Here is a 12,003-nt window from a genome sequence, read left to right on the forward strand (position 1 = left end):
CCTCCCGGACGACGAACGCCGCCGCATCGCGAGACCCGATGCGGCGGCGTTCGTGGGGCTGTGCGTCAGGCGCGACGGCGACGTGCTCGCAGCATCAACACGAGGCCGGCGAGCAGCGCCAGGGCAGCGGCCGAGCCGAGCGGCAGCACGAGGTCACTGCCCGTGAAGGCGAGCGAACCCGTGGTGCCGGCACCCGAGGCGGTGCCTCCCGTGCTGCCCGTGCCACCGGCTGCCCCGGCTCCGGGGGCGTTCGGGTCGACGGGGATCGGGTCGGAGACGGCCGTCAGCTCGAACGTCGCCCAGGTCGCGGCACCCGCGTCGGTCTGGCCGACGAGGGTGTGCGTCCCGGCGCCGAGTCCGCTCGGCAGGCGCAGCGTGATCACGCCGTCGTCGTCGCTCGGGTCGTCGCCGAGGTAGACGGGCTCGGAGTGCACGAACCAGTCGAGCGCGGCACCGCGGAGCTCGCGCGGCACGGTCGCCGTGATCAGGCCCTCGGCCTCGTCGATCTTCGTGATGACGAGCGTGTGCGTCGCCTCCGTCAGGTCGGACAGCGGCACGGGCGTCGGGTCGCCGGCACCCGGGTCGACGGGCGGGTCGGTCGGGTCGACCGGCGGGTCGGTCGGGTCGACCGGCGGGTCGGTCGGGTCGGTCGGCACCGCGGGGCGCTTCAGCGTGACCGCGTCGACGACGCTAATGTCCTTCGAGCGGTAGGTGGTCATGCCGATGGAGTCGTCCGTCACCTGGATGTTGGTGAAGTTCGGCGTGTACTCCTGGTTCTGCACGGCCGAGAAGTCGAAGTCCATCGGCTGGATGTCGTAGAACTTGCTGCCGCTCGACGAGTTCGCGGTGACGTAGAGCACCTCGTCGCCCTCGGGGGTGACGGTGTCGCCGACGGGCTCGTCGCCGTCGACCGGCTTCGTGCCGCTCATCAGGTAGCTGCGGACGTAGACGTGGTCGTGGCCCATCAGCACCAGGTCGACGTCGAGCGCGCTCATGACGGGAGGCAGCTCCGCGCGACGCGTGATGATGTCGCTGTCGGTCGCGTGCGACGCGACGCTGTACACCGAGTGGTGGAAGGTCACGATCGTCCAGGTCGCCTCGGCGCCGTGTTCGGCGATGACCTTCTCGGCGTAGGCGGCGTGCCCGGCGTCGTTGCGGTCGTTCGAGTTGAACGAGATGTACAGCGTGTCATTGTAGATGAACCAGTAGTCGCCGCCGGCGCGGTTGGCGTCGGGCTTGCCGGCCGTCGGGTCGACGTTCGGCATGGCGAAGTGCTGCTCGTAGGCGAGGCTCGCGACGTCGTGGTTGCCGATGTTCGTGGCGAACGGCAGGCTCTTCGTCTGCGACGGCGCGAGGAACCCGTCGTACTGGACCTCGTTCGACGCGGTGTTGACCTGGTCGCCCGCGCTCAGGACGAAGCTCGTGTCGGGGAAGGCATCCGAGGCGGTCTGCATCGTCTTCACCCAGCCGGCCGTGTCGGCGACGGTCTCGCCGGCACCGATCTGCGCGTCGCCGATGAAGAGGAACCCGTAGTCGCCCGCGGCCTGCGTCGCGAACGTGTAGGTGGGCGACCAGCCGTCGGTCGCGCTGCCGACGCGGTAGCTGTAGGACGTCGAGGGGACGAGCCCGGTCAGCGTCGCGTGGTGCCAATTCTGGCCGTCGGTGGCGACGCCCGTCGTGGAGGGGATCGAGGAGGCGGTGGCCGGGAAGACGCCGCCCGTCACGTCCGCGGTCGGCGCGACCTGCGCCTCCTCGTCGCTCGTCGAGTCGGAGTACCACGACACGGCGCGCTGCGATTCGTCGGCCCCGATGTTGAGGAAGACGTCGCTGATCGTCGCCGTCGTGGTCGCGGCGACGGGCATGAGCGACAGGAAGTCGAAGTAGATGTCGGAGCTCGTCGCGCGGTCCTGGTGCAGCGCGACCGAGATCGTGTTCGTGCCCGGCGTGAGCAGCGCGGTGTCGACCGAGAACGTCGAGCGGTCGGGGTCGCCGCCGCCGTCGCCCGCGTAGCCGACGTTGCCGGTGACGCGGGAGTCCTCGAATCCGGCGACCTTGGTGCCGTTGACGTAGACGATCAGGGCGTCGTCGTAGACGACGTCGGCCGTGAGCGACTTCCAGCTCGCGATCTGGGCCGCGGTCACGTCGACGGAGGTGCGGAAGAAGTAGGTGGGGACGTCGGCGCCGCTCGGCAGGTACTGCTGCAGCAGCGTGTCGACGACGTAGCCGCCGCCCATGCCGGTGGCCTTGCCGCCCTTGGCGCCGAACGAGCCCTGGGCGTTCTTCCAGGCCGAGTCGTCGTAGTCGGCTGTGGTCCAGCTGAGGCGGTCGGTGTTGCCGGCGGCGGGGTCGTCGCCGGTCTCGAGGTACGACCACGAGGTCGACTCGGTGGTCAGGAGCGGCGCGGTGTCGGCGGCGGTCGCCCGGGTCGCCGTGCTCGTCGCACCGACGACGGCGATGGTGACGGTCGCCGCCGCGAGGGCGGCGACGGCGCGCGCATGTCGGCGCACGCGCGAGGGGGCTGTGGAGGTGGAGGTCATGCGGGATCCTTCGTGATCGTCGAGGGACTGCGCCAGGGTGGCGGCGCGGGCCCCCGGTATCCGATCAGTCGGAGGTGGCCGACAGGTGTCGTGCGGGCGACGGTGTGGTGACGCGGGGCGCGGCGCTCGGATCGCGGGCCGGCGCCGCGCGCCACCGTCGAGGGGGACGTGTTTGCGAATCGGCTGATGTGGTTCGAACCGCAGGACGGGGAGGAGCGCACTCCCCGCACGCCCGCTCCAAACGAAGTGACCCGTCGAGTGGGTGTTCGGGCGGAACATGCACCCGAAGGGTCACTTCGTTGGGGGCTTCTGAACGATGTGACCCGTCGGGTGGGTGTTCGGGCGGAACATGCACCCGAAGGGTCACTTCGTTGGGGGCTTCTGAACGATGTGACCCGTCGGGTGGGTGTCGGGGCTCGACATGCACCGGACGGGTCACATCGTTGGGAGGAGGAGGAGGAGGAGGGGGAGGAGGAGCGGGAGGAGGCGCGGAGTGCTAGGGGGTCTCGAACGCCTTCGTGAGGATGGCGGCGAGCTCGGTCGCGTGCGGCTCGCGGAGCACGGACGAGTGCTCCGCGGCGATCTCGACGAAGTCGATGCGGCCGGTGACGAGGCGGCGCCAGGCGTCGGCTCCATCGGGGTTGCCCTCGGCGAACAGGAACAGTACGCGACCGGCGTACGGCTTGATCCGGTACTTACGGCCCGCCAACGTCGCGTGGTCGAAGAACGCGTCGAACTGACGCTGTCCGTCGAACGGGATCACGCCGGCCATCCGGGCACGCACGCGCTCGCCGAGTTGCCCGACCGCCGGGAGCCCGTCGGGCAGCAGCCGCTCGACCGGCTTGCGCACGACACCGGCGATCCCACCGGCGACCCGCGCCAGGGGTGACGGCGCGGCCGACGGTGCGCGCGGTGCGAGCTTCGCGAATTCCAGCTGTGGCATCTCTTCGGCACTGCGTGGCAGGAATGTGTCCAGCAGCGTGACGAGCTCGACCTCCTGCCCGCCGGCGACGAGCTGGTCGGCGATCTCGAGCGCGACGAGCCCACCGAACGAGTGCCCGACGAGCAGGTACGGCCCCTTCGGCTGGATCACGCGGATGATCTCGATGTACCGGCGTGCGGCCGCCTCAACACTCCAGTCGGGCCAGGCGCGTTGCTCCAGCCCGTGGGCCTGGAACGCGTACACGGACCGGTTCTCGATGTGGCGCGACAGGGGCAGGAAGGTCAGCGCGAGGGCTCCCGCTCCGGCGAACGCGAACACCGGGGTGCCGGTCCCGCCCGAGCGCAGCGTCACGACGTCGGGGTGACTCGGCAGCGCCTTCGTCGACGTCGTGACCCGTTCGGTGAACTCGCGCAGCGTCGGATACTCGAGCAGCTGCGTCGACGGCAGGTCGACGTCGAACCGGTCGTGGACGGCCGCGAGCATCTCCTCGGCCGTGAGCGAGTCGCCGCCGAGAGCCATGAAGTCGTCGTCGAGGGCGACGTCGGTCAGCCCGAGGGTCTCGCCCCAGATGCCGGCCATGACCTGCTGGCGGACGTCCTGCTCCTCGTCGACCGGCGTCCGCGCAGCCACCGGCGGCAGCTGCTGCCGATCGATCTTGCCGCGCTCGTTGATCGGCAGCGCCGCGAGCTGCACGATGTGCGCCGGCACCATGTACTCGGGCAGCACCGCGCGCAGACGCCGTCGCAGCTCGGCCGGCGACGGCGGACGGAGACGCGCGTCCGCGACGACGTAGGCCACGAGCGTCGTGGCGGCCGGAGGCGCGACGAGCGGGATCACGACGGCCTCGGTCACGTCCGTCATCGTGAGCAACGCGCCCTCGATCTCGCCGGGCTCGACGAGGTAGCCGCGCACCTTGACGGCGGAGTCGGCACGACCGAGCAGCACGAGGTCGCCGTTCTCGTCGAACCGCCCGAGGTCGCCCTGGTGCACGGTCGGCCGTCCGTCGGCGTCGCGTCCGAAGCGCATCGCGGTCTGTACCTCGTCGTTGAGGTAGCCGGGCGACATGTAGTCGGACACGACGAGGATCTCGCCGGTCTCGCCCTGCGCGACCGGGGCTCCGTTCTCGTCGACGAGCCGCACCTCCTTGTTGGTACCCGGCTTGCCGGCGGGCACGACGCCGTCGGGTACGACCTCGCCGGAGCGGATGCGGTGCGCCGCGAAGCCGCCGATCTCGCTCGACCCGGTGCCGTTGAAGAACGACGCGGTCGGCGGCAGGTGACCGAGCAGGGTGCGGACGTCCTGACCCATGATCGCCTCGCCGACGGTCGTGACCGAGCGCAGGGTGTCGAGCACCTCGCCGGGGGCCAGCGCCGCCGACAGGGCGCGGACGAGGTACGGCGTGCAGAGCATGCCGGTGAGGCCGTGCTCGCGGATGGTGCTCACGAACTCGCCGATCGGGTGCTCGCGCGGGTCGTAGACGTGCACGGTCGCGCCGATGCAGAGACTCGCCCAGCAGAAGAAGATGCCGGCCGCGAAGCTCAACGGCGACACGACGGCGTTGCGGTCGCCGGTGCTCACGTCGAAGTGCTCGAGCATGTGCACCATGTCGTTCATCATCTGATCGTGCGTCACGATCACGCCCTTCGGCTTGCCCGTCGACCCGGACGTGAAGACGACGAATGTCATCTGCGACCCGGGCTGCGCGGCGACACGACCGAGGTCGACCGCCTCCACCTCGGCGTCGCTCAGGGCCGTCGCCTGCGACTCGAGGTCGTGCCAGGACAACAGCTCGGCGCCCGTGTCGATCAGCTCGGCGGGGGCACCCGCCTCGCGGTCGATGCGGCGATCGGTGATGATGCCGCGCAGGCCGCCGATCTCGACGATGTGGGCGAGCCGGGCCGCGGGCAGGTGCTGGTCGAGGATCACGAGCGGCCGACCGGACTTCATCACCGCGACGGCGAGCACGACGGCCTTGCGGTCGTGACTCACGAACGCGCCGACGGGGGAGTCGCCGGGCGGCAGCTCCCGGTCGAGCACCGGCACGAGCGCGGTGGTCAGCCGGTCGAGCTCGGCGTACGTGAGCGCACCGTGTTCGTCCGAGACGGCGACCGTGTCGGGCACGGCCCGCACGACGTTCGCGAACTGGTCGAGAACGGACGCGATCGGTCCGGGGACGGTGGGCGAGGCGAGCAGATCGATGACGTCGACGCGTGATTCGGGCATGCGCGGCGATCCCTTCGGGTAGGGAACGGGGTCGGCCCGTCGGGGAGGCGGGCCGGTGGTGCAGGGAGCGGTGGGGCGAGGGAGCGAGCGCTCGGGTCAGCGGTCGCGGGGTGGGCGACGACTCTGCTCGAACGTCGGTCGAGGGTAAGGCGACCGACGTGCCGAGAATAGCCCCCCTCGCCCGGCTTGACCAGAGCGCGCAGGGCTTTCGCCGAGCGCGCCCAGGGCTTCCGTCGGTTCAGCGGCAGCAGGGCTGCCGTGGGTTCAGGGCAGCAGTGCCGGGTCGAGACCGGTTCGCTCCACCTCGATCGCCTCGCGGATCGTCAGGGGGTAGATGCGCGAGAGCTCGGGGTTCGACGGGTCGCTCGAGATGTACGCGACGCTCTCGACGTGCTGTTCGAACGCGTTCACCTTGTCGCGCGGAGCCCCGACGACGAGCTGGAAGCCGAGAGACGTCAGCGCGGCCAGCGAGCGGCCGGTGTACTCGTTGTCGGCCTTGACGAAGCCCTCGTCGAGCACGATCGGCGCATACGTCGGCACCCGGTCGGTGCCGTCGCCGAGCCGGAAGCGCAGAGCGGCGCCGAGCACGAACGCGATCAGCTCCTGCCCCTCGCCGCCCGACTTGCCGGCGACGCCCTCGTGCACGATCTGCGTGCCGTCCTGACGGGTCTCGATCGCGCGGAACTGATAGTGCTCGCGGGCGTCGAGCACGCGGCGGCGCCACGCCTCGCCCGCTCGCGAGCGCTCCTCCAGGTGGGCGAGGTCACGGCGCAGGCGGAGGAAGCTCCGCTCGATCTCGGCCGTGTCCCGCGCCTCCGGGGCGGCGGTGTTCGACGTGTGCTCGCGCAGGGTGCGCTTGAACTCGTGCAGGTCGCCGTTCGGCATCGGGCGTGGCTCGATGTCGAGCGTCGACCCCTGGCGGAACTCGATGGCCCGCAGCGCCTCCGAGATCGGACGGACCCCGCGGCGGATGACGTGGCCGTCCTCCTCGATCTGCACGAGCAGCGCCCGCAGACTGTCGCCCATGTCGGTGCCGGCCTTGGCGAGCCAGTCCTGCTTGGCGTGTGGCAGGTCGTCGTCGACGAGCGAGCGATGGATCGCCAGCACGGCGGGCAGGCTGTCGATCGTGGCGTCGATGCCCGCGGAGCGGTCGAGCTCGAGATAGCGCTCGAACGTCAGCTCAAGGACGTGCTCGGCCTGCGACCGCTCACGCTCGTGCGCGTCGACCTGCGACCGCAGCTGTCCGGCCGCATCGCGGTAGGCGCGGTCGACGTCGGCCACCTCGCGCGGAGCGGCGAACGGCAGCGGCGCCAGCAGGGCGCGCTCGTCGGCCGTCAGCGGCTCGCTCTCGGCGACGGCGAGGGCGTCGCTGAAGGCGTCCTCGATGTCCACGAGCAGCGCGTGCTCGGTGTCGAGACGGTCGAGGTGCTGCTGCACCTCGGCTCCGCGACGCACGGCCGCGAGTCGCGCCTCGTCGTGCTGCTTCGCCTCGGCCTGCAGGGTGGCGATCTCGGGCCGCTCGACGGCGAGACGGTCGAGTTGACCACGGAGGTCGGCCACGGCGGCTTCGGCCGGCGCGCGGTCGATGTCGGCCCAGTCGACGTCGGAGGCGCGGCGCAGGGCGTCGAGCAGCTCCCGTCGCGAGGTGGACGCGGCCTCGGACTCGTCCCACGCCGCACGGGCCCGGGCGAGCTCGCCCTCGAGCCCGGCGATCTCGTCGGTCAGCTCGGCGATGCGCGCGGCGTTGTCGAGCCCGATCCAGGAGCGGGTGCGGCGGTCGTCCTTCACCACGCGCTGACGCGAACCCGAGCGGAGCCCTGAGCGCGTCACCGCACCGCGCACGCCGTTCGGCATCGGGGCGTCGAGCTCGTCGGCGTCGTCGACGCAGAGCACGCTGCGGTCGGCGACGAGCTCGTCGCTCAGCCAGCCGGCGAAGGGGCTCGACTCGTCGAAACGCAGCATCGACGGGACGGTCCGCGCGATCGGCTCGCGGCTGGGCGCGACGCCGGTCGTCGACGGGACGAGCGTGATCCGGCCCCGCATGTCGTTGTCGTTGACGAAGCGGCGGACGGCCGAGAAGTCGTCACGATCGACGAGGAGGTGCATGGCGAGATCGCCGACGGAGCGCTCGATCGCGACGGACCACTCGCGATGCTGGGGCAGCACCTCGAACAGCTCACCGGCGTAGGGGAGGGCCGTGACGGGGACGCCGGCGCCCTCGGCGATCCGGCGACGTCGCTCGATCGCGTCGTCGGGGACGTTGCTGCGCCGCTGCTCGAACGACTGCTTCTGCTGCTCGCGGGTCGCGAGGCTGCGCTTCGTCTCGGTGATGCGGGCCCCGATCGCGGCGCGCTCGTCGGCCTGTTCGCGCTGGGCGGCCTGCTCGTCGGCGGCGAGGGAGTCGGCCCGACGCCGCAGGCCGATCAGGTCGTCCTCCGTCTCGGGGGCCTCGACACCGACCGTGGCGAGACTCGTCGCGAGGCGTCGACGATCGCGGTCGACGCGGGCGAGCGTCTGCTCGGCGTTCGCGACGTGCTCGCGGATCGACAGCGAGGGGTCGCCGCCGAGATCGGCGATCTGCGACTGGGTGAGGTCGTGGGCGCGGAGCGCGGCCGCCTCGTCCGCCGCAGCGCGCCTCCTCGTCTCGACGTGTTCGCGCTTCTCGGCGGTGACCCGGTCGACCTCGACACTCGCCCAGCTGCCGATCTTCTCGGCCAGCCAGACGCGCAGCCGGCTCGGCTGATCGGTCGCGCCGGCACCCGTCGACCCCGTCTCGCCGGACACGAGGAGGCGCCGCTTGCCCGAGGCGTCGGCCCCGGCGGTCTCGTACGTCTCGGCCAGGGCGGGCACGTCGTGCAGGATCTCGAGCTTCTTGCGGGTCGTCTCGAACACGTCGTAGAGCGCGGACGCCTCGCGGTAGGTCGACAGCGTGGTCTCCCAGCGGGACAGCGCCTTCGGCTGGGTCAGGACGAACTGCTTGAACAGCTCGTCGATCGAGAACACGCCCTTGGACGCCTGGGCGCGCCGCAGCAGCGTCAACGCCTTCAGCTGCGACTCGTCGCTGCCGCCGATGCCGAGCTCGCCGCAGAGCTGCACGCGGAGCTCGGGCTGCGAGTACGTGACGAGGTCGCGGACGGGGTCGAGCAGGCGGCCGAGCGACGCCTTCGTCAGCGGGCTCGTGCTCGACGGGTCGCGCTTGAGGTCGTTGAGCCGGCTGAGGTCGAACCGGCCGCGCACGAGCACGTACACGCTCGACTGCGTGACCTCGTCCTGGCTCGCGGTGTCGGGGCCGATCCAGGCCAGGCGGACGGCCGTGAGGGTCTGACCGAGCTCGGTGCTCCACGTGATCGCCGCACCGCTCGGGAACGCCTCGCCGAGCGGACGGAGGAACCGCGTCGTCGTGCGGTCGCTCGCCGCGTCGCGCACCTCGTCGGTCTTGCCCCGCGCGTAGCTGTAGACCGTGCGCTCCGAGCGGTTGCGGGAGTCGTCGCGGGCGGCCCGGTTGAACTCCTGCGGGTTCGGCATGATGACGGCGGCCATCGCGTCGAGCACCGTCGACTTGCCCCGACCGGTCGGCCCGAGGATCGCGATGCCGCCGCGGCCGACCGGCATCCGGTGCAGACCGCTGTAGCTGCCCCAGTTGAGCAGCTGGACGAGCTCGATCCGGTACTGCCCCGAATGGAACATGCCGTCGTCGGGGAGGAGGGCGTCGTCGAGGTCGGTGGGGGCGCCGGCGTCGGCGTCGCCGGGGCGCGGCGTGGTCTGGTCGGCGATCGTCATGCGGGGGTGCCTTCGGGGTCGGTGCCGTCGAGGGGCACGTCGAGCGCGGGGTCGGGCTCGGTGTCGGACTCGGAGTCGGGCTCGAGCGCGGTCTCGGTGTCGGCCTCGGTGTCCGACTCGACGTCGACGTCCGACTCGGGCCCCTCGTCCTCGTCGGCGATCGCCGTGTCCTCGCCGGCCGCGGTGAGGAAGACCGCCTCGAGGTGCGCCAGCTGGTCGGCCGTGACGAGGGGCACGATCGCCGGTGCGACCGTGAACAGCTGCGGGTCGTCCGACTCGGGCTCGAGCAGGTCGCGGTTGACCATCGCCGTGATCGCGGCGTCGACGCGGCGCATCGAGCGCACCTCGTCCTGGCCGACGTCGTCGTGGTACCGGCTCAGGAACTCGGCGACCTGGTCGCGCGTGACGACGACGGCCTCGTCCTGGGCGTCCGCGTAAGCGTGCTCGCGGCGCAAGAACACGAGCAGGAGCGAGGCGTCCCGCGACATCGGCTTCTCGCGACGCAACAGGATCGGCACGTCGTCCTCGCCGCTCTGGCGCTTGAACGCGACCTCGTGCTCGCGGTCGACGATCAGCACGAGGAACATCTCGGCCAGCCGCGCTCGGATCTCGGGCTCGTAGGTCAGCAGTGCCGACCACGCCTCGCCCTGTCGCGAGCGCGACACGAAGCGGTGCGTGAGCAGCGTGACGAGGGCCTTCCGGGCCGCCAGCGGGAACTCGTCACCGGCCGGCGTCGCCTCGCCGTCCGCCTCGAAGGGGTCGGCGACAGCCGAGGAAGCGGTGGCCGAGGAAGCGGTGGCCGAGGAAGCGGTGGCCGAGGAGGCGGTGGCCGCGTGACGGCCGGAGGTCGCGTCGGTCGGCGTGGCGGGCGTCATAGGGTGCCCCTCTCGGGCTGGGGTGCGGGGGCGGAAAGCGAGTCGATGGCGGTGGCGGCGACAGGGTCGGGTGGCGCCGAGTCGCGCGAGAAGACGAGGCGGGGGAGCGTGACCTCGCGAGCCGTGCCTCCTTCGCTCGTCAGGACGACCGTCTCGGTCTCGTCCGAGACGAGGCCGTCGTCGAGGGCCAGGTCGAGCATGCTCAGCACGAGACCGAGCCGACGGAAGGCCGGTTCGGTCGCCTCGTACACGTCGACGCTCGTGACCGTCTCGCGCTCGAGCAGCAGGCGGTCGATCGTGCCGCGAACTGCGGCGGTGCTCGTGCCGGCGGTGAGCCGCAGGGCGGCCCGATCGGCGTCGGGCAGGGCGGTGTCGCCCGCGGCGACGCGGACGTCGACCGCCTCCCGGCCGCGGTCGGCCCAGACCTGCAGTTGCGACACGTCGACGACGTCCACGGAGCCGATGCCGAGCACGTCGCCGTGATCCGTCTCGGGCATCATGACGTGCCCCGGGCGCCGCTCGGCCCAGACGCCGCCGGCGTGCAGGGCTCGTTCGGCGAGCGTGAGCAGCCGCTGGTGCTTCTCGGCGCTCGACCGGGTCAGGAACCGGCGCAGCGACGACGTCCAGCGGCCATACGTCTCTTGCACGGTCTGCTCCTCGGCGAGCAGGGACGAGATGAGCGACTCGAGCTGCACGCGCTGGCCGTCCGTCAGGTGTTCGGCGGCCCCCGGCTGCGCGAGGATCTGCTCGATGTCGGCCCGCATGGCGTCGATCTCGCGCGACGAGAGCATCTGCGCGAACCCGCGGTAGGCACGACCCTCGGGCGTCTGTTCGAGCAGGTCGTTCTCGCGCAGGTACTGCTCGACGAGCGCGCCCTTGCCGACGTGCTCGACGGACGCGCGTCGGGCCACCTCGCGGTGCCGCTGCTCGACCATCGAGCTCAGCTGCCGGAAGTCGGCCGGCAACGACGCCGTCAGCCGTACGACCTCGCGCACCTGTCGCGTGAGCGAGTCGGGTGAGACCGGCTCGGTGCCGAACACCTCGATCTCGGAGCGACGTCGCTCGAGCTCGGCGATCTGCTCGTCGATCCGCGCGATCTGCGAGTCTGCGCTGGGGTCGGCGAGCGCGGCGAGCTGGTGCACGGCGTGCGCGATGCTGCCGAGCCGGGCCTCGGAGACCGCGTTGTCGCGCTCGACGAGCTCGCGGACGATGCGCAGTGCCGTGAGCGCCTGGGGCGACAGGCGGTACTGAGGCCGGCTGTCCGCTCCGGAGGCGCGGGTGCGGACCAGCCATCGGCTGTCGACCCAGCCGCGGCAGTAGTCGGCGGGGCCCTGCTCGGCGTCGATGTCGTTCTGGACGAGGGCCTCGGCGACCCGCTGGTGGAACCAGTCGGCCGACACCGGGCCGTCGGCCGTCTCGAGGTGCTGGGAGAACAACGGCAGCATCCAGCGGCTGTTGTAGCTGCGGAGGAGCGCCCAGGTCGGGTCGTTCTCGTACACGTCGAGCAGGTCGTCCCGGTTGAGGGCGCCATCCGGCCCCGACGGATGGTTCAGCACGCAGTTCTCCCGACAGTCGGCACCGACGATACCAACTCCTCGCGCGCGGGCCGTCACCGCCCGGACCGGCCCTCGTCGGCCCGCCGATA

General features: G+C 71.6%; 5 protein-coding genes. All 5 read right to left on the bottom strand.

What is annotated here, in order from left to right; all coding sequences use genetic code 11:
• Window positions 1-65: 65 nt before the first annotated feature.
• The 5 genes from ACPEEZ_RS06215 to ACPEEZ_RS06235 all read right to left on the bottom strand — a co-directional run bounded on the left by ACPEEZ_RS06215 (window position 66) and on the right by ACPEEZ_RS06235 (window position 11,914).
• Window positions 66-2,537: a fibronectin type III domain-containing protein gene (locus tag ACPEEZ_RS06215; protein WP_423923841.1), complete on the bottom strand. Its 2,472-nt coding sequence runs from the start codon at window positions 2,535-2,537 to the stop codon at window positions 66-68.
• Window positions 2,538-3,033: 496 nt separating this feature from the next.
• On the bottom strand, window positions 3,034-5,703 hold the full coding sequence (locus ACPEEZ_RS06220) for an alpha/beta fold hydrolase (RefSeq protein ID WP_423923843.1): 2,670 nt from the start codon (window positions 5,701-5,703) through the stop codon (window positions 3,034-3,036).
• 264 nt (window positions 5,704-5,967) lie between these two features.
• Window positions 5,968-9,483 carry an ATP-binding protein gene (locus tag ACPEEZ_RS06225; protein ID WP_423923845.1) on the bottom strand — a complete coding sequence of 1,172 codons (3,516 nt, stop codon included), beginning with the start codon at window positions 9,481-9,483 and terminating at the stop codon, window positions 5,968-5,970.
• Window positions 9,480-10,358, bottom strand: a complete 879-nt coding sequence (locus ACPEEZ_RS06230) for a DUF4194 domain-containing protein (RefSeq protein WP_423923847.1) — start codon at window positions 10,356-10,358, stop codon at window positions 9,480-9,482. The genes ACPEEZ_RS06225 and ACPEEZ_RS06230 overlap by 4 nt, the downstream gene beginning before the upstream one ends.
• On the bottom strand, window positions 10,355-11,914 hold the full coding sequence (locus ACPEEZ_RS06235; protein WP_423923849.1) for a DUF3375 family protein: 1,560 nt from the start codon (window positions 11,912-11,914) through the stop codon (window positions 10,355-10,357). Before ACPEEZ_RS06235 ends, ACPEEZ_RS06230 begins: the two co-directional genes overlap by 4 nt.
• Window positions 11,915-12,003: the final 89 nt, after the last annotated feature.

The organism is Frigoribacterium sp. 2-23 (assembly GCF_049601585.1).
Classification (GTDB): domain Bacteria; phylum Actinomycetota; class Actinomycetes; order Actinomycetales; family Microbacteriaceae; genus Frigoribacterium.